Raw genomic sequence first — 20,482 nt, 5'->3', positions numbered from 1 at the left:
GGCGATCTCCAGCACAATCAATCTCCAAGAGGTCATAAGGAATGTCATCTCGAACCTATCACGTGCCGCCGGGAGGGCATCCGGCCCAGACCGAGCTCCTGACCGGCCGGGCGGTCTTCACGGATGCGTATGCGGTGATACCAAAGGGCGTGATCCGCGACATCGTGACCAGTTATCTTCCGCACTGGGACAATACGCGCGTTTGGGTGCTGGCCCGACCGCTGTCCGGCTTTGCCGAAACATTCTCGCACTACCTCATCGACGTGGCGCCGGGCGGAGGAAGTGAGTCGCCGGAACCCGATGCAGGCGCGGAGGGTGCGCTGTTCGTCGTTGGGGGAGAGCTGTCCCTGAGGCTTGCCGGAACCGAACATGTGCTGCGGCCCGGTGGCTTTGCCTACCTGCCTCCCGGGAGCTCCTGGAGCGTGCAAAACCGCAGCTCCGGTTCAGTGCATTTTCACTGGATCCGGAAGCTGTATCAGCGTGTGCCTGATATCGCGGTGCCCGATGCCTTCGTCACCAACGAAAACGCCATAGCGCCGACGCCGATGCCTCACACGGATGGCAGGTGGGCGACGACGCGTTTCGTTGATCCATCCGATATCAGACACGACATGCACATTACGATCGTGACGTTCGAACCTGGTGCGTCGATCCCCTTCGCAGAGACCCATGTGATGGAGCACGGCCTCTATGTTCTGGAAGGCAAGGCCGTCTACCGGCTCAACCAGGATTGGGTTGAGGTCGAGGCCGGAGATTATATGTGGCTCCGCGCCTTTTGCCCTCAGGCCTGCTACGCCGGCGGCCCGGAACGCTTCCGCTACCTGCTGTATAAAGACGTGAACCGGCACATGGATCTGCGCGCCTTGAGATCGCCGGCGGCAGTGCACCTTGCTTGAAACGGCGCTTCTCGATCGAGAAGCGCCGTTCCTCTCATCGGCTACCCGGACGCTATCATCCTCGAGAGATGTCGGTCCCTCTTGTCTCGCGCGCAAACAGCAGGCTCAACACCACGCATGCGGCAGAAATGAACACCGGGTAATATAGCCCCGAGTAGATATTCCCTGTCGCCGCTACAATCGCGAAGGCCGTAGCGGGTAGAAATCCGCCGAACCACGCGGCACTCATGTGATAGGGGAACGACATCGCGGTATATCGAATACGCGATGGGAACATCTCCAACAACGAAGTGGTGGTGGGAGCAAAAGTTATCGTCCCAAAGGTCAGAAGAACACATAGCAGAAGGACGATCATGGGTGCGTTGATATCCCCGTGCGCGGCCGGCCCGAGAGGATATTTGTTGTCGCTCAATGCCGCCTTCAGTTCCGTGTCGAAGCGTCCCTTCTCCGAGATCGCATCCGGTGCCGCTGCGGGGTATCCCCTGATCAACCGTTCTCCGATCTTGACCACCGCCACGGGGGTGCTCGTCGAATTCTCCGTATTGTAGCTGAGGCCGAGCTTGGCCAGCGCATCGGTCACCACATCGCACGACGAAGTAAACTTCGAGGTCCCAAGCGGGTTGAACTGCACCGAGCAATCGTTGGGATCTGCGAGGATCGTAATCGGAGCGTCTATTTGCGCGCGTTCGAGGGCGGGATTGGCATAATGAGTGATCCCTTTGAAGATCGGGATCGTCAGGAGAGCTGCGAGCACGTACCCGGTCACATACACCCGACGGCGGCCAATTTTATCGGACAGGCTGCCGAACACGACATACAGCGGTGTAGTTATGATCGTGGCGGCGATCAGCATGTAGTTGGCCGTCAGATTTTCGACCCTCAGAACCTTGGTCAGAAAGAAGAGAGAATAGAACTGTCCTGTGTACCAGATCACGGCTTGCGCCGGCAGGATGCACAGCGCCCCCACCAGGATCAGTTTGACGTTCTTCCAGTTCTTGAAGGTCTCTGACAGCGGGGCCTTGGAGGCTCGCCCTTCAGCCTTCATGCGCTTGAATTCCGGCGATTCATCGAGGCGCAGGCGGATCCAAAGCGAGATACCGAGCAGAACGATGGAGATCACGAAAGGAATACGCCAGCCCCAGAACGAAAAGGCATCAGGGCCGATTGCGAGGCGCAGCGGGATGATGACGGCAACAGCAAGCAGGAAGCCGAGCGCAGCGGTGAGAATAACCCACGCCGTCCAGGCGGCCCGTTTTTCAAGCGGAGCGTGTTCCGCGACATAAATCATCGCACCGCCGAATTCCCCTCCGAGCGCAAGACCCTGCAACATGCGCATCGCGATGAAGCCGACGGGTGCCGCAATGCCAATCGTTGCATAGGCTGGCAACAGGCCAATGACGAAGGTTGATAGCCCCATCAGCACGATCGTCACCAGGAAGGTGTATTTCCGGCCGACGAGATCGCCCAATCGACCAAAGAAAATCGCGCCAAAGGGCCGGAGCATGAACCCGGCCGCAAAGCCGAGCAGGGTGAAGATGAACCCGGCTGTGGGGTTAACGCCGGAGAAGAATGCCTTTGCGATTTCCGTTGCCAGAAGGCCGATCAGAAAAAAGTCGTAAAACTCGAAGATCGTGCCCAGCGACGCTGCGACGATCACGCGCCTGTCTTTGTCAGTCATTCCAGCCGTTCTCGGCATGGCTTGCACATACGTCATGTTTCCCTCCCGTTTTGAGACAAAAGTTTTCCTTCAGCGCATTCTTCGAATGCGCTGCTCCTGGTGCTCTCTAGACTTTGCTTTTTCTTCTTCTGGGCCGGCCCGCGGCTGGTTAGTTCGGATACTCCCTCAACATTGCGACACGAATTTCCCTGCAAGTGCGAAGCATTAACGGTCCGGCGCGCAGGCCTCGCCCGACCGGATCGCGCTTACTCAAGGCGTTCGATAGCGACGGCGGTGGCCTCGCCACCGCCGATGCACAAGGTTGCAACGCCGCGTTTCATGCGGTGCGTTTCCGGCGCCGCGAGCAGGGTAACGATCACTCGGGCGCCCGATGCGCCTATCGGGTGACCGAGCGCGCAGGCGCCGCCGTGAATGTTGACCCTCTCAGGTGGAAGGCCGAGATCGTGCATCGCCGCCATGGCGACCACAGCGAAAGCCTCGTTGATCTCGAACAGGTCGACGCGGTCCAGGCTCCACCCCGTGCGTTCGGACAGCTTGCGCAGGGCTCCGACGGGGGCTGTCGGGAACTGGCTCGGCAACCCCGCATGGGTCACACGGCCGGCAATAGCAGCGAGAGGGGTGAGCCCCCGCTTTTCTGCCTCCGAACGCCGCATCAGGACCATCGCTGCGGCACCGTCTGAAATCGAGGAAGAATTGGCTGCCGTCACGGTGCCGCCCTCCCGGAATGCTGGTTTTAGTTTTGCGATTTTTTCCGGCTGTGCCCGGGACGGTTGTTCGTCTTCACGCACGACGCGTTGCAGCTTACCTGCCGTCACGGTGATGGGGACGATCTCGCGCTCGAAACGTCCTGCAGCGCCGGCGCTCTGCGCGCGTGTCAGTGAACGCATGGCAAAATTGTCCTGGGCTTCGCGAGTGAACTGATACGCTTCTGCGCAGTTCTCGGCGAAGACGCCCATGAGGCTGCCTTTGTCATAGGCATCCTCGAGGCCGTCCAGGAACATGTGATCGACAATGCGCCCATGACCCATGCGGTACCCGGCGCGCGCCCTGTCGAGCAGGTACGGTGCATTGCTCATGCTCTCCATGCCGCCGGCCACTATCACGTCGGCGTCGCCCGAAAGGATCTGGTCGTGGGCCATCATCACGGCCTTCATGCCGGAGCCGCACATCTTGTTCACGGTCGTGGCGCCCGCCGATATCGGCAGCATCGCGCCAAGCGCCGCCTGTCGCGCGGGCGCCTGCCCCTGGCCGGCCGAAAGCACGCAACCGAAAACAACCTCGGTCACGGCGTCGCCGGTGATACCCGATCGTTCCAAGGCGGCTCGGATGGCGGCTGCTCCGAGTTCGGGGGCGGCGACTGCACGCAATTCGCCCTGGAAGGCGCCGATCGGGGTGCGTGCCGCTCCGGCGATCACGACGGGGTCTTTGTCCATCATCTCTCCAACTCCTCCGACGTGCGAAATTTCAGCGAGCTTGCATTCGTAAGGCGCCGTCGAGCCGAATTGTCTCGCCGGCAGGTCCTCTCCAGCACCTATTGGTGGAAAACAGCGAAGTCATCGATGCTCACGCGATCACTAATCAGGTTGTTTGCGGGCGCGTCGGGATCAGGATGGCCGAGCGCCATTCCAGACAGCACGATGTGGGTATCGGGGATGTCGAGTTGTTGGTGCACGACGCGCCCGTACTCACACCAAGCCTGCTGTGCGCAGGTCTCGAGCCCATGCGCTCTGGCGAGGATCATCACATTCTGCATGAACATTCCGCAGTCGAGCCAGGAGCCGAGAAGAAGGCGTTTCTCCATGGTGAAGAACAGTCCAACCGGCGCGCCAAAGAATTCGAAATTGCGCAGCATGGCCTGCTTGCGCGCCGCGAAATCATCGCGCGCGATGCCGTACAGCTTGTACAGGTCGTATCCCACCTTTCGCCGGCGCGAGAGATAGGGCTCCATCACCGGCGCAGGGGCATAGGAATATTCATCGGAACGCTCTCCGGCCTCCGCAGCTTGCGTGACGGCTTGGGAGAGATTGGCCCGGGTCACCCCGGTCACGACACGGACGTGCCAAGGTTGGAAATTCGTGCCAGACGGAGCGCGAGCGGCCGCAGACAGGATCGCCCTGACCACATTCAGGGGAACCGGGGTCGACAAAAAGTGCCGCACCGAGTGTCGGTTCACCACGGCGTCGATCACCGGCGAATTCCGGCAATGCTTGGACGCCTCCCTTGGTGAGCCCGACAAGCCGGGCAGCGACGTATCGGTCTCCATTTCAACGGGTCCCGGTCGCGGAGGTGATCAGCTGATCGCGTCGCCTTTGGCGCAGGATAAAGCGCTGCACCTTTCCGCTCGGCGTCTTGGGGAGCGCGTCGACGAAATGCACCTGCCGTGGATAGGCATGCGCCGCATAGCGCGTCTTGACCCAATCCTGGATACTTTTCACGACCTCCGGGGATTGCTTCTCGCTGGACCGTAAGACGACATAGGATTCCAGAACCTCGCCGCGCGTGCTGTCGGGCACCGCGATAACCGCGCACTCGCTGACCACGGGATGCGTCGCGATGATCGATTCGATTTCGAACGGGCCGATCCGGTATCCTGCCATGATGATGACGTCGTCATCACGCGAGGAGAAATGGTAATAGCCATCCTCGTCGCGCCGACCTGCATCGCCGGTCATATACCATCGACCATTCCCGGCGAACTTTTCGGCGCTCTTCTGCGCGTCGTCGATATATCCGGTGAACCAGGCGAGGGGACTGTCCTTCAGTTCGATCGCCACGCGCCCGAGTTCGCCGTCAGCGGCGGGAGCGTCTTCGTTTTCCTTCAGAACCAGCGCCGACCAGCCGGTTAGGGGCTTGCCCATGGAACCTTGCTTCAGGGAGGCGACCAAATCGGGGTGATGATGATTGTTGATCAGCATGCCAGCTTCGGTCTGGCCGTAGTGATCGTGCACGGCGATGCCCAAAGCTTCTACGGCCCAGAGATTGACCTCCGGGGTGAGGGGTTCACCAGCGCTTGAGGCGCAGCGCAGCTTCGTGAGCTTCGGTCGCGGGCCATCGAACGCGCGCATCGAACGGTAGACAGTTGGGGCGGCGGTGAAGTTCGTGACGTTGTACCGCGCGAGAACTTCGAAGGTCGTCGCCGCATCGAACCCGGCCGTCAGGAGTAAACTCGGCACTCCGGTGGTGAACGCTCCGAGGATGCCGAAGTACAGGCCATAGGCCCATCCCGGGTCTGCCGCGCACCAGTAGAGATCGTCGGGGCCGAGACCCAGGCCGAATTCTGCGTAGGCCCGGAAACCCGCCAGCGCCCTGGTCGGCACCAACACTCCCTTCGGTGTTCCAGTGGTGCCGGATGTATAGATCTGAATGATCGGAGCATCACCGCCAAGCCGTGCCGCAGGCCGCCCTGGCACCTGAGCGCTCATCACCTCGGAAAAGCGCAGCGAGCCCGGAATACCGGCGCCTTCCGCTGCTGTCGTCACCACCTTCCACGAAGCTTGAGCAGGGATGTCGTCGCCAGGCAGCAATTTCTGTTGCTGGGTTTCATCGCAGACGATCACCTTCGCTTTGCTTCGGATCAGCCGAAACGCGATGCCTGCCGGGGCAAAGGCCGTGAAGATCGGTACATGCACGGCTCCGAGCCGCCAGATGCCCATGAGAGCGACAAGGTATTCCGAGCTCTTCCCCATCAGGGTGGCGACGCGATCGCCCGGACCAACACCGAGGCCCGCGAGTGCTGCCGCGAACCTCTCGGACTCCTTTCGCAAGTGCCCATATGTGATGTCGGTTGCTTCGAGATCCGTTCCGACGACCCTGTATGCCAAGGCGCCGGGAGGATAACGGTCGCACAGGAGATCGGCGGCACTCGCATTTGGATCAGCGTAAAGCGCGACCAGTTCGTGAATACGCGCTTGGGCGGCAACATGCTGTTGAGACGGCACGAGAGTTCCCTCCTATGAATTATCTGAACAGGCACGCCGGCCGCGGCCGACTTGCCCGCCACGTCGGAAGCATGGGCGCTGGAGAACTCGGACAGGCGCGGCAAACTTTTGTCCCGCATCTGCTGTTCGGCGCCGCTCCCACATTGCTGAGAGAGCTAGAACCGGGATTCCAGCCTTGGCTTCCACGACGCTCCTACCGGGGAACGCCGAGCCTTGTTTGCTTATCGTTAATGAAAATAGAATTCTAATTCTACTTGGTGTCAAGCCCTAAATTGGCGCTTCGGCTTGGCATCACGCCCAGAGACGGCACGTTTTGAGGGGCAGAAGGCAGTTCCTGTGGCAGGGAAAGCCCGAACCACTTACCCGAGCATGAGTTCCCGATAGTAGAATCTCGCTTGCAGGCGGACGACAAAGACGGTCTATCTAATCAACCAGATTCCTTCCCGCTCCCTGAAACGATTTTCGGATGGGACATATGTCAGGTGCAAGCAAGCCGACGCGAAGCGTGCGGCTCCGAACGCCATCGCCAAGCAAGCGTGCATCTATTTTGCGTGCGGCTCGGGAGTTGGTGACGGGCGTCGGATTCCGCGATACCCAAATGAACGCCGTTGCCGAGACCGCAGGTGTCGCGTTGGGAACGCTGTACCGCAATTTCCCTTCCAAGGCCGAGTTGATGGTCGAGGTTGTTGCGGATGTGGCTCAGCGTGAGGTGGATGCCGTCGCGAAAGTCGCCACGGAGAATGGCACGGCCGCTGAACGGCTGTCGGCTTCTGCGTGGCTCTTTGCAAGCCGCGCCCTGTTAGGCCGGAAGCTGGCGCATGCCCTCGTCGCCGAGCCGGTCGAGCCGGAAATTGAATCGGCACGCCTCAAATATCGCAGAAAACTTGCTCGGGTGTTCGAAGGGATTATTGAGCAGGGGATTCGTGACGGAGAATTTCCCGTCCAGGACGTTCAAGCCTCCGCCGCGTGCATCGTTGGCTCCCTTTTCGAAGGCCTTGTCGGTCCCTTGGCCTTGGACAGCCTCTCGACCGCAGAGCGTCAACGTCAGGCCAAGGCTATTGTTGCCTTCTGCTTGCGAGGCACGAGCGGGAGAATGGCGTAAAGATCTCACGTTCGACGAATGGTGGATGGTGGTGGATACGCTGACCAGCGAGTCCGCCAAACGGCCCGCGAAGAGTTTTCAGTATTGCTGGCCGTCACCCCCCGGAACGTTCGTGCCGGGCCCCGCAATCTGCGACGATGGGAAATCAAGCTGTTGCCGGGCTACGTGTTTGCCGGTGCCACCAATGCTGACGAACTGAATACGTCGATGGAAACCCTGATTGATCGGTTCTCTGGTCGGCCGTAGGCTTGGAAATCCATCCTAAGATTTTCGATGCTTCGCGTTCACCGCGATCGCAGCCGCCGCGGTCCGGTTCTCGACGCCGAGTTTCGAGTAGATCTGCTCGAGGTGCTTGTCGACGGTGCGCGGGCTCAAGCCCAGAATTTGCGCGATGTCGCGGTTGGTCTTGCCCTTGGACAGCCACGACAGCACTTCGCCCTCGCGCGTCGTCAGGCCAAGCTCGCTGGAGAATTCCGCCGGCGTCTCGGTGCTGGAATCCTTGGCAAGCCGCAGCAGGAATTCGTTCGCGCCAAGCTTGCCCATATACTGCAGCCGAAGCTGCTCGTTGCCGGGAAGTGCGGCCATGAATGCAGTCTTTGACCCGGCCTTGCCCTTGCGGGCCTGATCGAGCCATTGCGGGATCGGCTCGGGCAGCACGACATCGTCGCTATCAGCGGCAAGCGCATCCGACAGCAGTTTCTGCGCCTGAGGCGTTGCCCACATGATCTTGCCCAAGCTGTTCACGGCCAGCAGATAGCGGCCGGAGACATCGAGCGCGGCGCGCGCGCTCTGGGTCAGCCGCGCATTGGCGAGGTGGACGCGGATGCGCGCCAGCATCTCCTCGACCGCAATGGGTTTTGTCACATAATCGACGCCGCCGGCTTCTAGGCCGCGAACGATGTGCTCGGTTTCGGCGAGCCCTGTCATGAAGATGATGGGAACGTGGTCGAGACCGGCGTCGCGCTTCAGCCGCCTGCAGGTTTCAAAACCGTCCAACCCGGGCATAACAGCGTCGAGCAGTACGATATCGGGCGTGATCTGGTCGACGATCCGCATCGCCGCGGCGCCGTCGAGCGCGACCATGACCGTCATGCCGGCGCCGTCGAGCGCGTCGGTGAGCAGCCGGAGCGTCTCCGGCGAATCGTCGACGACGAGGGCGACGTCGCGCTTTTTGGATTCAGTGATCATAGCTGTGCAGTGTTTTCAGGGTCGCCATGTACTGATCGAGATCGAAGCGGTCGACCAGCGAGCGCATTTGCGAAACGAAATCGGCATGTTCGGGGTAATCGTTCCCAATCTCGTCCAGCTTGATCTGGATCGCGCGGATGTAGCCGAGTTGCCCGAGGCCGATCAGTTCCTCGACATATTTTACCGGTGGCCGCGAGCCGGTTTCCGGTTTCCAGCGCGGCTGGGGTATTGGCTCGGCCTCGTACTGCCATTCGAGCTTGAGCAATTGCCGGATCGTCTCCACCAGCTTGGGGATATCGATCGGCTTCATCAGATAGCCATCATGAAACGGCTGCGCCAGCGGCGCGCCATGGGCTTCCAGTGCGCTCGCCGACACCATCAGGATACGGGCCTGATGATGGCCGCTCGCGCGCAACGTTTCCGCGACCGTCCAGCCGTCCATGCCCGCCATCGAGATATCCAGCAGGAACAGATCAGGCCGGCAGTGTTGCGCCAGCGCGAGGCAGCCGGGTCCGTCGGGCGCGCTCAAGAGAATGAAGCCGAGCGGCGCCAGCACCTCGCGCAGGAGGTCGCGATGGGTCGGATCGTCGTCGGTAATCAGGATCGTCTTGCGCGGGCCGTGATAGCCGAAGATCGGCGCCTCCACCGGCGCAATCCTTGTCGGATTGGTGACTTCCGACAGCAGGATCTTGACGCGGAAAATGCTGCCTTTGCCGACCTCACTCGTCACCTTGATATCGCCGCCCATCACGCCCGCCAGCAGCCGGCTGATGGTCAGCCCGAGTCCGGTGCCGGTCTGCGGCTGCGATACGCCGAGCGCGCCGCGTTCGAATGGCGCGAAGATGCGTTCGAGATCATCTGCCTGAATACCCGGGCCGGTGTCGATCACTTCGAACTCCGCGACCGGGCTGCGATAATGCACGACGAATTGCACGCTGCCGGTCTGCGTGAATTTCAGCGCATTCGACAGCAGGTTGATCAGCACCTGGCGCAGGCGCTTTTCGTCGGCATAGACGACGACGGGCAGCACCGAAGGCCGCTTGAAGACGAAGTCGATGCCCTTGGCGGCGGCCTGGACGCGAAACATCCCGACGAGCTGGTCGAGGAATTCGCTCAACCGCACCTCGTCGCGCGATAAATAGAGTCGGCCCGCCTCGATCTTGGAAATGTCCAAAATGCCGTCGATCAGCCCCGACAGATGGTCGGCGCTGCGGCGGACCACGCGCACCTGATCGCGCGGTTTAGTGGCGAGGTTGGTGTCCTGTTCCAGCAACTGAGCATAGCCGGATATGGCGTTCAGCGGCGAGCGCAGTTCATGGCTGAGCCCCACCACATACCGGCTCTTGGCGAGGTTGGCGGATTCAGCCACTTCCTTGGCGCGCTGCAGTTCGGCATCGGTGCGCTTGTGCGCGTCGATTTCCTGAATCAAGAGCGCGGTCTGCCGCCGCGTTTCCGCTTCCGCCGCACGGCGACTCTCCTGCGCCAGCACGAACAGCCACGCCACTACGCCGATGATAATGGTGAGCGCGAAAAACACCTTCCACATCACGTCGGATAGCGAAAAACCGTCGACCGGAATCGTCGCGGAAGTCTGCAGATAGATCAGCCCGAGCGTCAGGCCGACGAGGCCCGCGGACACCGCGAACACGCCGAGATAATGCCCGAACTGCGAATTGATCCGGGCATAGATCGGCTCCGGCAACAGCTTGCCGAGCGCCTCCGACACCTGTGCGCCGGCGCGCGCGTGCGGCTTGCAGAGGTCGTGGCAGCGGGCGTCGAGAGAACAGCACAGCGAGCAGATCGGTCCGGCATAGGCGGGGCAGGAGGCCATGTCCTCCGGCTCGAACGAGTGCTCGCAGATACAGCACTGGATCGATTCGAGATTCTGCCAGCTTCGCTTGGGCTTGCGCGCGATGTAATATTTTCCGTCCGTAGCCCACGCGATCAGCGGCGCGGTGACGAAGGCGACCGCCAGCGCCACGAAAGCCGACAGGGCCTTCGCCGTCGGTCCGAACAGGCCGTAGAACGCTGAGATCGAGACGATGGTCGCGATCGTCATGGCGCCGACGCCGACCGGGTTGATGTCGTAGAGATGCGCGCGCTTGAACTCGATGTGCTGCGGGCGAAGCCCAAGCGGCTTGTTGATGACGAGATCGGCGACCAGCGCGCCGACCCAGGCAATCGCCACGTTGGAGTAGAGCGCCAGCGTCTGCTCCAGCGCCTTGTAGACGCCGATTTCCATCAAGAGCAGCGCCACCATGACGTTGAACACCAGCCAGACCACGCGGCCGGGATGGCTGTGCGTCAGCCGCGAGAAGAAGTTCGACCACGCGATCGAGCCGGCATAAGCGTTGGTGACGTTGATCTTGATCTGCGAGAGAATGACGAAGGTGCCGGTCAGCGCCAGCACCAGATCGGGCTGCGACAGCACGTAACGAAACGCTTCGAGATACATATGCGCGGGCTCGGCGGCGTGCTCGCTGGAGACGCCGTGGCTGAGCGCGAAGTAGGCGAGGAACGAGCCCAACAATAGTTTGAGTGCGCCAAAGACGATCCAGCCGGGGCCGGCGCTGAGCAGCGCGATCCACCATGAGGTACGAGAGGTTCGGCGGTCACGCGGCAGAAAGCGCAGGAAGTCGACCTGCTCGCCGATCTGCGCCACCAGCGAAAACACCACCGATGCGGCGGTGCCGAACAGCAGCAGATCGAGATGGCCGCTTGGGTCGCCATGCTCGCCGGCGAATTTGCGCCATTCCGTGAACGAATGCGGGTTGGCCCAGGCGATCGCCACGAAGGGAAGGATGTGGAGGATGACCCAGAGCGGCTGCGTCCACAGTTGGAAGCGGCTGATCAAGGTGATGCCGTAGGTCACCAGGGGAATGATGACGACGGCGCTGATGAGATAGCCGATCGGGCGCGGGATGCCGAAGCACATCTCCAGCGCGGCTGCCATGATGACCGCTTCGAGCGCGAAGAAGATGAAGGTGAAGGAGGCGTAGATCAGCGAGGTGATGGTCGAGCCGATGTAGCCGAAGCCGGCGCCGCGGGTCAGCAGGTCGATATCGATGCCGCATTTTGCGGCATGGTAGGCAATCGGCAGGCCGCAAAAGAAGATGATGACGCTGACGACCAGAATGGCGGCGGTGGCGTTGGCCGCGCCATAATTCAGCGTAATCGTGCCGCCGATCGCTTCCAGCGCCAGAAAAGAGATGGCGCCAAGGGCTGTATTGGCGACGCGGGCGGCCGACCATCGCCGGGCGCTCTTGGCGGTGAAGCGCAGCGCGTAGTCTTCCAGGGTTTGGTTCGCAACCCATTGATTATATTGGCGCCTGACGCGGTCAATCCGCTGCCGCCCTGCCACTGTGATGCTCCTGACCCGCTTTGCCGACCCCGCATAACCAGCAAACTCCGTACCAGAAACCTACGTCGCTATTTTGCGGTGCAATATACGCAATCCCACGTATCTGTGCGGTGCACAAATCCGGTTCATCCTCGGCTGACCAAAGCGCGTTCTCGAACAAAAATGGGGTGCTCATGTCAGACGAAACAAGCAAAGGCCTGCAGTCGCCGCTTCGCCGCAAACTGCTGATGGGCGCGGCGGCGCTGCCGTTCATTTCGATGCTTCCCCGGCCGTCATTCGGAGCCGGCCCCGCGACCTCCGTGGTCAACACCACGGGCCTCGCGGTCACCGATACGGAAGTCACCGTCGGCATCCTGCACTCGGCCACCGGCACGATGGCGATTTCGGAGACCGGTTCGATCCAGGCCGAAAAGCTCGCGATCGAACAGATCAACGCCGCCGGCGGCGTGCTCGGACGCAAGATCAAGTTCATCCAGGAAGACGGCGCCAGCGACTGGCCGACCTTTGCGGAAAAGGCCAAGAAGCTTCTCGTCAACGACAAGGTCGCGGCGATCATGGGCTGCTGGACCTCGGCATCGCGCAAGGCGGTGCTGCCGGTCGTCGAACAGTACAACGGCATGCTCTATTATCCGACCTTCTATGAAGGTCTCGAGCAGTCCAAGAACGTCATTTACACCGGCCAGGAAGCCACCCAGCAGATTCTCGCCGGGTTGAACTGGATCGCCAAGGAGAAGGGCGCGAAATCGTTCTTCTTCATCGGCTCGGATTACATCTGGCCGCGCACCTCGAACAAGATCGCGCGCAAGCACGTCGAGAACGTGCTGAAGGGCAAGGTCGTCGGCGAGGAATATTACGCGCTCGGCAGCACCCAGTTCAATTCGGTCATCAACAAGATCAAGCTGACCAAGCCCGACGTCATCTTCACCGACGTGGTCGGAGGTTCGAACGTCGCCTTCTACAAGCAGCTCAAGGCGGCCGGTGTCGACCTTTCGAAGCAGGCGCTGCTGACGATCTCGGTGACCGAGGACGAAATCGACGGCATCGGCGGCGAAAACATCGCGGGCGCCTATGCCTGCATGAAGTACTTCCAGTCGCTCGACAATGCCAACAACAAGGCGTTCGTTCCCGCCTTCAAGAAGCTGTGGGGCGAGAAGACCGTGATCGGCGACGTGACGCAGGCCGGCTATCTCGGCCCGTGGCTGTGGAAGCTGACCTGCGAGAAGGCCGGCAGCTTCGACGTCGACAAGATCGCAGCCGCCTCGCCAGGCATCGAATTCAAGGAGGCGCCCGAAGGTTACGTGCGCATCCACGAAAACCATCACCTCTGGTCGAAGACCCGCGTCGGCAAGGCCAAGCTCGATGGCCAGTTCGAACTGATCTTCGAGACATCAGATCTGGTCGAACCCGATCCGTTCCCGAAGGGCTACCAGTAAGCGCAGCGGAACCTCGCGCCGCTTTCCCCGAGCTCCCTGGCGTGGACCGTCAATCCGCGCTCACGACCCCGCGTCGCGAATCTTTTCGCGACGCGGGACCTTATCCCCTCGACGGAGAAGTCAGATGTTCGGCGAATATTCGATTGGCGATCTGGGCTCCATCTTCGTCATGCAGGGTTTTGCGGGCCTGATCCTGTTTTCCGTCTACGTTCTGATGGCGCTCGGTCTTGCGATCATCTTCGGCCAGATGGGCGTCATCAACATGGCGCATGGCGAGTTCATGATCCTCGGCGCCTACGTCACCTGGATGACGTCGAATGTGTTCCAGAGCTATCTGCCGGGTTTGTTCAGCGGCTATTTCTTCCTCGCGATGATCCTCGCATTCCTCGCCTCCGGCGCGCTCGGCATGCTGGTGGAGTGGGTGCTGATACGTCATCTCTACAAACGGCCGCTCGACACGCTGCTGGCGACCTGGGGCCTCAGCCTGATGCTGCAGCAGGCCTATCGCTCGATCTTCGGCGCGCGTGAGGTCGGCGTCGATCTGCCGCAGTGGATGCTGGGCTCGCTCAAGGTCTCCGACAGCATCGAGGTGCCGATCAACGGCGTCTTCGTGATGGGCCTGACCGTGCTGATCACGATGGCGGTCGCCTACATCATGTACAAGTCGCGCTGGGGTCGCCAGGTCCGCGCCGTCGTGCAGAACCGCATTATGGCGGGTGCGGTCGGCATCAACACCGCGAAAGTCGATCGCTTCACCTTTGCGCTGGGCTGCGGCATCGCCGGCGTCGCCGGCAGCGCCTTCACCATGATCGGCTCGACGGGGCCCACTTCAGGCCAGCTCTACATCGTCGATACCTTCCTGGTCGTCGTGTTCGGCGGCGCCGCGAGCCTGCTCGGCACCATCGCATCGGCCTTCTCGATCTCGCAAACGCAGTCGACGCTCGAATTCTTCATGTCGGGATCGATGGCGAAGGTGCTGACGCTGCTCGCGGTTGTCGGAATTCTGATGCTGCGGCCGCAGGGGCTGTTCGCCCTCAAGGTCCGCAAATAAGGGGGCTGAGCCATGAACGACAATCGCTTCACCACGCGTTCGGAGCTGATCGGCATCCTGGTGCTCGCCGCCTTGCTGGTGGTGGTGCTGCCGCTCTGCCTCGACGTCTTCAGGCTCAACCTGGTCGCCAAATATCTGACCTACGCCTTCGTGGCGCTGGGGCTGGTGATCTGCTGGGGCTATGGCGGCATCTTGAGCCTGGGGCAGGGCGTATTCTTCGGCCTCGGCGGCTACTGCATGGCGATGTTTCTCAAGCTCGAGGCATCGAGCGTCGCGAACACCAAGATCCAGTCGACCCCCGGCATTCCCGACTTCATGGACTGGAATCAGATCACCTCGCTGCCGTTGTTCTGGCAGCCGTTCCACAGCCTCACCTTCACCATCGCCGCCGTCATTCTGGTGCCGGGCCTCTTCGCCCTGATCATCGGTGCGGCGATGTTCAAGCGCCGCGTCGGCGGCACCTATTTCGCCATCATCACGCAGGCCGTCGCCGCGATCCTGACCATCCTGATCGTCGGTCAGCAGGGTTACACCGGCGGCATCAACGGCATGACCGACCTGCGCACGCTCAAGGGCTGGGACATTCGTCCCGACCACGCCAAGGTCGTGCTCTACTTCTTCGAGGTAGGCTTGTTGTTCGTCTGCATCTTCATCGCCCAGTTCATCCGGCACTCGAAGCTTGGCCGCATTCTGGTCGCGATGCGGGATCAGGAGGACCGGGTCCGCTTCTCCGGATACAGCGTCGCCAACTTCAAGATCTTCGCCTTCTGCGTCGGCGCCGTCTTCGCCGCCATCGGCGGGGCCATGTTCGCGCTGCAGGTCGGGTTCATGTCACCATCCTTTGTCGGCATCGTGCCGTCGATCGAGATGGTGATCTATACCGCGGTCGGTGGCCGGCTCTCGATCCTCGGCGCGGTCTACGGAACCATGCTGGTCAACTTCGCCAAGACCAGTCTTTCGGAATCCTTCCCCGAGCTCTGGCTGTTCGGTCTCGGCGGATTGTTCATCGCCGTGGTCCTTGCTTTCCCCAACGGCCTCGCCGGCATCTGGCAGGATCACGTTCAGCCACGGATCGACCGGCTGATCTCGTCACGCAAGCCCAAGTCCGAGAGCGGCTGGACCGACAATTCCGTCGCCGACGGCGCGCCGGCAGAGTGAGGAGGACATCATGCTGATTGGTCATCAACCCAAGCCCTTCCTGCTCGCGGTCGAAGGGCTCACAGTGTCCTTCGACGGGTTCAAGGCGGTCAACGATCTCTCCTTCTATGTCGAGGAGAACGAGATCCGCGTCATCATCGGCCCCAACGGCGCCGGCAAGACCACGGTGCTGGACCTGATCTGCGGAAAGACCAAGGCCACTTCAGGCAAAATCGAATTTCGCGGCAAGGAGCTGACGAAGCTGAAGGAGAACCAGATCGTGAAGGCCGGGGTGGGGCGCAAGTTCCAGACCCCGTCGATCTACGACGATCTCACCGTGTTCGAGAATCTCGAGATTTCGTTTCCACGCGGCCGCACCGTGTTCGGCGCGCTCACCTTCACGCGCGACGCAACGGTGCGGGACCGCGTGCACGAAGTCGCTGAAATGATCTTCCTCAAGGACCGCCTCGACATGAGCGCAGCCCTGCTCAGCCATGGCCAGAAGCAGTGGCTCGAGATCGGCATGCTGCTGATCCAGGACCCGGACCTGCTGATGCTCGACGAGCCCGTCGCCGGCATGAGCGTGAGCGAGCGCGCCAAGACTGCCGAACTCTTGAATCGCATCATCAAGGACCGCTCCGTGCTGGTGATCGAGCACGACATGAAATTCGTCGAGGACATCGCCCACAAGGTGACGGTGTTGCACCAGGGCCAGATCCTGTCGGAGGGCACGATGGAGAAGGTCAAGAACGATCCGAAAGTCATTGAAGTGTATCTCGGGCACTAGGGGGTAGGGGCATGCTGGCTATTTCGGATCTTCACGTCGCCTACGGCCAGAGCGAAGTGCTGCACGGCCTCAACGTCTCCGTCGCGCCCAACGAGATCGTTGCGATCATGGGCCGCAACGGCATGGGCAAGACCACGCTGATGAAGTCGCTGATGGGCATCGTGCCGACCAAAAGCGGCTCGGTGAGCATGGAAGGCGCCGAGCTCAGCGCGCTCCCAAGCTACGAGCGCGTCGCCAAGGGCCTCGCCTATGTGCCGCAGGGCCGCATGATCTTCTCGAGCATGACGGTGAAGGAGAACATCGAGACCGGGCTGGTGGTGTCGGGCGGCTCCGAGGTGCCTGAAGATATCTACGAACTGTTTCCGGTGCTGCTGGAAATGAAGGGCCGCCGCGGCGGCAATCTCTCCGGCGGTCAGCAGCAGCAGTTGGCGATCGCGCGCGCGCTCGCCACCAAGCCGAAGGTGCTGCTGCTGGACGAGCCGACCGAGGGCATCCAGCCGTCGATCATCAAGGACATGGCGCGCACGCTAAAACGTATTCGCGACGAGCGTGGCCTGTCGATTGTCGTCTCCGAACAGGTGTTGAGCTTCGCGCTCGATATCGCCGACCGTGTGCTGGTCATCGAGAACGGCGAGATCGTCCGCGATGACCCGCGCGAAAGCGTCGATGCCGCGCAAGTCTCGAAATTCTTGTCTGTCTGAAAACCCAACCTGTGCTGTCTAAAAGGGGAGCTATCGATGCCAGAGACACTGATCAAGGTCGATCTTTCGAAGTCGGCCTACGACAACGACATGATCCACAATCGGTGGCATCCCGACATCCCGATGGTTTCGTGGGTCAACCCGGGCGACGATTTCATCATCGAGACCTATGACTGGACCGGCGGCTTCATCAAGAACAACGATTCCGCCGATGACGTGCGTGACATCGACCTGTCGATCGTGCACTTTCTGTCCGGCCCGATCGGCGTCAAGGGCGCCGAGCCCGGCGATTTGCTGGTGGTCGACCTGCTTGACGTCGGTCCGCTGAAGGAAAGCCTCTGGGGTTTTAACGGCTTCTTCTCCAAACAAAATGGTGGCGGCTTCCTCACCGACCATTTCCCGCTGGCGCAGAAATCGATCTGGGACATCAAGGGCCTCTACACCTCGTCGCGTCACATTCCCGGCGTGAACTTCGCCGGCCTCATCCATCCCGGCCTGATCGGCTGTCTTCCGGACCCGAAACTGCTGGCGACCTGGAACGAGCGCGAGACCGCGTTGATCGCGACCAATCCGACCCGCGTGCCGGGCCTCGCCAATCCGCCGTTCGCCGCGACCGCCCACGCCGGCCGCGCCAAGGGCGACGCCAAGGCCAAGGTCGGTGCGGAAGGCGCCCGCACCGTGCCGCCGCGCGAGCATGGCGGCAATTGCGACATCAAGGATCTGTCGCGCGGCTCAAAAATCTTCTTCCCGGTCTATGTGCCGGGCGGCGGCCTCTCGATGGGGGATCTGCACTTCAGCCAGGGCGACGGCGAGATCACCTTCTGCGGTGCGATCGAAATGGCCGGCTGGCTGCATCTGAAGGTCGACATCATCAAGGACGGCGTCGCCAAATACGGCATCAAGAATCCCGTGTTCAAGCCGTCGCCGATCACGCCGAACTACAAGGATTATCTGATCTTCGAAGGCATCTCGGTGGACGAGGCCGGCAAGCAGCATTACCTCGACGTCCACATCGCCTATCGCCAAGCCTGTTTGAACGCGATCGAATATCTGAAGAAGTTCGGCTACTCGGGCGCGCAGGCCTATTCGATCCTGGGCACCGCGCCGTGCCAGGGCCACATCTCCGGCGTGGTCGATGTGCCCAACGCCTGCGCCACGCTGTGGCTGCCGACGGAGATTTTCGACTTCGACATCATGCCGTCGTCGGCCGGGCCGATCAAACACATCAAGGGCGACATCCAGATGCCGATCTCGCCGGACAAGTGATCCCTGCGCGAGAGGGATGCGGGACGGCATGCGTGCCGGCCGCCCCGCATCCGACGTCGTGATCTTCCAACCATCGCGCGAGAAAACCAGATGCCCGTCTACGAATACCTCTGCAACGATTGCGGCCCGTTCACCGACATGCGGCCGATGGCCGAATGCGACGATCCGCAGGACTGCCCGCGCTGCACGATTGAATCGCCGCGCGTGATCCTCACCGCACCGGCGTTCTTCTGCATGCCATCAGACAAGCGGAAAGCGCTCGCCACCAATGAGCGCAGCGCCCACGCGCCGAAGACGCTTGGGGAATACAAGGCCTCGCATGGCCCCGGCTGTGGCTGCTGTTCAACCGGAAAGAAGAAGCCGGCCCGCCTGATGACCAAGACCAGAAGCGGAGCCAAGGGCTTTCCCACCGCGCGGCCCTGGATGATCAGCCACTGAGGCGCGATCCTTCAAACCCGAACCAGAACAAGAGGCGATCCAATGCTCCACGGTGACATTTCCTCAAGCAACGACACGGTCGGCGTCGCAGTCGTCAACTACAAAATGCCGCGGCTGCACACCAAGGCCGAGGTGCTCGACAACGCCCGCAAGATCGCCGACATGATCGTCGGCATGAAGCTCGGCTTGCCGGGCATGGATGTCGTGATCTTCCCGGAATATTCCACCCACGGCATCATGTATGACTCGAAGGAGATGTACGAGACCGCTTCGTCGATCCCCGGTGCCGAGACAGAGATCTTTGCCGAAGCCTGCCGCAAGGCAAAAGTCTGGGGCGTGTTCTCGCTCACCGGCGAGCGCCACGAGGAGCACCCGCACAAGGCGCCGTACAACACCTTGATCCTGATGAACGACAAGGGCGAGATCGTCCAGAAGTACCGCAAGATCATGCCGTGGGTGCCGATCGAGGGCTGGTATCCCGGCAATTGCACCTATGTTTCCGAAGGGCCGAAAGGCCTGAAGGTCAGCCTGATCATCTGCGACGACGGCAACTTTCCGGAGATCTGGCGCGACTGCGCCATGAAGGGGGCCGAACTGATCGTGCGCTGCCAAGGCTACATGTATCCCGCCAAGGAACAGCAGATCCTGATTTCCAAGGCGATGGCCTGGGCCAACAATGTCTATGTCGCGGTCGCCAACGCCGCCGGCTTCGACGGCGTCTATTCCTATTTCGGCCACTCCGCGATTATTGGTTTCGACGGTCGCACGCTGGGCGAGACCGGCGAGGAGGAGTACGGCATCCAGTACGCAGGACTGTCGAAGAGCCTGATCCGCGATGCGCGCCGCAACGGCCAGTCGCAGAACCATCTCTTCAAGCTGCTGCACCGCGGCTATACCGGCATGATCAACTCTGGCGAAAGTACGAAAGGCGTCGCGTCCTGCCCCTATGACTTCTACAAGAAATGGATCGACGATCCGGAAGGCACACGCGAAATGGTCGAGGCGATGACCCGCCCGACGGTTGGCACCGACGAATGCCCGATCGACGGCATCCCGAATGAGTCGACGGCGAGCAATTACTAGACCGTCGAGCCAGCGCGCCCCACACGGAGGTGGTCGGATGAGAAGACAGCGGCGGGCGGCGCCATTAGTGCCGCTCGCATGTCCTTCCAATCGCCCCGGTCAGCGAACGGCGCGCTCGACGGCGATGGCGTCGCTTCACCGCCGCCGATGCACAGCGCGGCGACGCCGCGTTTCGGGTTCCGCGCTTCCAGTGATGCAGCGTCACGATCAATCGCGCGCCGGTGGCGCCGATCGGGTGGCCGAGCGCGCAGGCGCCGCCACTGACGTGGAGTTTCGATAACTTCCGCTTGGCGAATGGCCGGTCCCGGCGCAAAGCGGCCGTTGGTTGCTTACGACCGATAAGAACGTCGCAAGCGCTTATCGATTCGCAATCAAGGCGGGCATCGGCCGTTGCCTCAGATTTTGCGAGACTGATTCTTCCCG

General features: G+C 61.4%; 17 protein-coding genes and 1 pseudogene. 11 read left to right on the top strand and 7 right to left on the bottom strand.

Annotation, left to right across the window (positions count from 1 at the left end):
* Nucleotides 1-41: 41 nt before the first annotated feature.
* Nucleotides 42-896 carry a bifunctional allantoicase/(S)-ureidoglycine aminohydrolase gene (locus KIP88_RS01915; protein ID WP_214486127.1) on the top strand — a complete coding sequence of 285 codons (855 nt, stop codon included), beginning with the start codon at nt 42-44 and terminating at the stop codon, nt 894-896.
* A gap of 55 nt (nt 897-951) precedes the next feature.
* Here KIP88_RS01915 and KIP88_RS01910 read toward each other — a convergent pair whose 3' ends face one another.
* From KIP88_RS01910 to KIP88_RS01895, 4 genes are all read right to left on the bottom strand, one after another.
* Nucleotides 952-2,610, bottom strand: a complete 1,659-nt coding sequence (locus KIP88_RS01910; protein ID WP_214486126.1) for an MFS transporter — start codon at nt 2,608-2,610, stop codon at nt 952-954.
* A 209-nt stretch (nt 2,611-2,819) separates the two neighbouring features.
* Nucleotides 2,820-4,010: an acetyl-CoA C-acyltransferase gene (locus KIP88_RS01905; protein WP_214486125.1), complete on the bottom strand. Its 1,191-nt coding sequence runs from the start codon at nt 4,008-4,010 to the stop codon at nt 2,820-2,822.
* 95 nt (nt 4,011-4,105) lie between these two features.
* Entirely contained in the window at nt 4,106-4,837 is a 732-nt protein-coding gene (locus tag KIP88_RS01900) for a nitroreductase (protein ID WP_214486124.1), read from the bottom strand.
* A 1-nt stretch (nt 4,838) separates the two neighbouring features.
* Nucleotides 4,839-6,512, bottom strand: a complete 1,674-nt coding sequence (locus KIP88_RS01895) for an AMP-binding protein (RefSeq protein WP_214486123.1) — start codon at nt 6,510-6,512, stop codon at nt 4,839-4,841.
* A 466-nt stretch (nt 6,513-6,978) separates the two neighbouring features.
* Here KIP88_RS01895 and KIP88_RS01890 point away from each other — a divergent pair, with 466 nt between their 5' ends.
* Nucleotides 6,979-7,614, top strand: coding sequence for a TetR/AcrR family transcriptional regulator (locus KIP88_RS01890; RefSeq protein ID WP_308163173.1), 636 nt, complete (start codon nt 6,979-6,981; stop codon nt 7,612-7,614).
* Nucleotides 7,615-7,698: 84 nt separating this feature from the next.
* On the top strand, nt 7,699-7,860 hold the full coding sequence (locus tag KIP88_RS01885) for a hypothetical protein (protein WP_214486121.1): 162 nt from the start codon (nt 7,699-7,701) through the stop codon (nt 7,858-7,860).
* Between the two features lie 15 nt (nt 7,861-7,875).
* Here KIP88_RS01885 and KIP88_RS01880 read toward each other — a convergent pair whose 3' ends face one another.
* Complete coding sequence (locus tag KIP88_RS01880; RefSeq protein WP_214486120.1) at nt 7,876-8,802, bottom strand: response regulator; 927 nt, start codon at nt 8,800-8,802, stop codon at nt 7,876-7,878.
* Nucleotides 8,792-12,163 (bottom strand): ATP-binding protein, encoded by a 3,372-nt coding sequence (locus tag KIP88_RS01875; RefSeq protein ID WP_214486119.1) that lies wholly within the window; start codon nt 12,161-12,163, stop codon nt 8,792-8,794. The genes KIP88_RS01880 and KIP88_RS01875 overlap by 11 nt, the downstream gene beginning before the upstream one ends.
* 173 nt (nt 12,164-12,336) lie before the next feature.
* Between KIP88_RS01875 and urtA the strand changes: the two genes are divergently transcribed.
* The 8 genes from urtA to KIP88_RS01835 all read left to right on the top strand — a co-directional run bounded on the left by urtA (nt 12,337) and on the right by KIP88_RS01835 (nt 20,059).
* On the top strand, nt 12,337-13,596 hold the full coding sequence (gene urtA / locus KIP88_RS01870; RefSeq protein WP_214486118.1) for an urea ABC transporter substrate-binding protein: 1,260 nt from the start codon (nt 12,337-12,339) through the stop codon (nt 13,594-13,596).
* Nucleotides 13,597-13,720: 124 nt separating this feature from the next.
* Entirely contained in the window at nt 13,721-14,647 is a 927-nt protein-coding gene (gene urtB, locus KIP88_RS01865; protein WP_214486117.1) for an urea ABC transporter permease subunit UrtB, read from the top strand.
* Between the two features lie 12 nt (nt 14,648-14,659).
* Nucleotides 14,660-15,805, top strand: a complete 1,146-nt coding sequence (urtC, locus tag KIP88_RS01860; RefSeq protein ID WP_214486116.1) for an urea ABC transporter permease subunit UrtC — start codon at nt 14,660-14,662, stop codon at nt 15,803-15,805.
* A gap of 10 nt (nt 15,806-15,815) precedes the next feature.
* On the top strand, nt 15,816-16,571 hold the full coding sequence (gene urtD, locus KIP88_RS01855) for an urea ABC transporter ATP-binding protein UrtD (protein ID WP_214486115.1): 756 nt from the start codon (nt 15,816-15,818) through the stop codon (nt 16,569-16,571).
* Between the two features lie 11 nt (nt 16,572-16,582).
* Complete coding sequence (gene urtE, locus KIP88_RS01850; protein ID WP_214486114.1) at nt 16,583-17,272, top strand: urea ABC transporter ATP-binding subunit UrtE; 690 nt, start codon at nt 16,583-16,585, stop codon at nt 17,270-17,272.
* A 36-nt stretch (nt 17,273-17,308) separates the two neighbouring features.
* Entirely contained in the window at nt 17,309-18,538 is a 1,230-nt protein-coding gene (gene fmdA, locus KIP88_RS01845; RefSeq protein WP_214486113.1) for a formamidase, read from the top strand.
* A gap of 90 nt (nt 18,539-18,628) precedes the next feature.
* Entirely contained in the window at nt 18,629-18,976 is a 348-nt protein-coding gene (locus KIP88_RS01840; RefSeq protein WP_214486112.1) for a zinc ribbon domain-containing protein, read from the top strand.
* Between the two features lie 42 nt (nt 18,977-19,018).
* A complete protein-coding gene (locus tag KIP88_RS01835) occupies nt 19,019-20,059 on the top strand; it encodes an aliphatic amidase (protein WP_214486111.1) in 1,041 nt (346 codons plus the stop codon).
* Nucleotides 20,060-20,158: 99 nt separating this feature from the next.
* Here the strand turns inward: KIP88_RS01835 and KIP88_RS01830 are convergent.
* Nucleotides 20,159-20,333: pseudogene (locus KIP88_RS01830) on the bottom strand (acetyl-CoA C-acetyltransferase); the annotation flags it as partial.
* Nucleotides 20,334-20,482 lie beyond the last annotated feature (149 nt).

The organism is Bradyrhizobium sp. SRL28 (assembly GCF_018596315.1).
Lineage (GTDB): Bacteria > Pseudomonadota > Alphaproteobacteria > Rhizobiales > Xanthobacteraceae > Bradyrhizobium.
The sequence above is the reverse complement of the archived record's forward strand: the minus strand, read 5'-3'. Positions and strand labels throughout refer to the sequence as shown.

Bases quoted from the DNA above. Each gene is read 5' to 3' on its own strand.
- KIP88_RS01915 (WP_214486127.1), top strand. From the start codon at position 42: ATGTCATCTCGAACCTATCACGTGCCGCCGGGAGGGCATCCGGCCCAG.
- KIP88_RS01910 (WP_214486126.1), bottom strand. From the start codon at position 2,610: ATGACGTATGTGCAAGCCATGCCGAGAACGGCTGGAATGACTGACAAA.
- KIP88_RS01905 (WP_214486125.1), bottom strand. From the start codon at position 4,010: ATGATGGACAAAGACCCCGTCGTGATCGCCGGAGCGGCACGCACCCCG.
- KIP88_RS01900 (WP_214486124.1), bottom strand. From the start codon at position 4,837: ATGGAGACCGATACGTCGCTGCCCGGCTTGTCGGGCTCACCAAGGGAG.
- KIP88_RS01890 (WP_308163173.1), top strand. From the start codon at position 6,979: ATGGGACATATGTCAGGTGCAAGCAAGCCGACGCGAAGCGTGCGGCTC.
- KIP88_RS01880 (WP_214486120.1), bottom strand. From the start codon at position 8,802: ATGATCACTGAATCCAAAAAGCGCGACGTCGCCCTCGTCGTCGACGAT.
- urtA (WP_214486118.1), top strand. From the start codon at position 12,337: ATGTCAGACGAAACAAGCAAAGGCCTGCAGTCGCCGCTTCGCCGCAAA.
- urtB (WP_214486117.1), top strand. From the start codon at position 13,721: ATGTTCGGCGAATATTCGATTGGCGATCTGGGCTCCATCTTCGTCATG.
- urtC (WP_214486116.1), top strand. From the start codon at position 14,660: ATGAACGACAATCGCTTCACCACGCGTTCGGAGCTGATCGGCATCCTG.
- urtD (WP_214486115.1), top strand. From the start codon at position 15,816: ATGCTGATTGGTCATCAACCCAAGCCCTTCCTGCTCGCGGTCGAAGGG.
- urtE (WP_214486114.1), top strand. From the start codon at position 16,583: ATGCTGGCTATTTCGGATCTTCACGTCGCCTACGGCCAGAGCGAAGTG.
- fmdA (WP_214486113.1), top strand. From the start codon at position 17,309: ATGCCAGAGACACTGATCAAGGTCGATCTTTCGAAGTCGGCCTACGAC.
- KIP88_RS01840 (WP_214486112.1), top strand. From the start codon at position 18,629: ATGCCCGTCTACGAATACCTCTGCAACGATTGCGGCCCGTTCACCGAC.
- KIP88_RS01835 (WP_214486111.1), top strand. From the start codon at position 19,019: ATGCTCCACGGTGACATTTCCTCAAGCAACGACACGGTCGGCGTCGCA.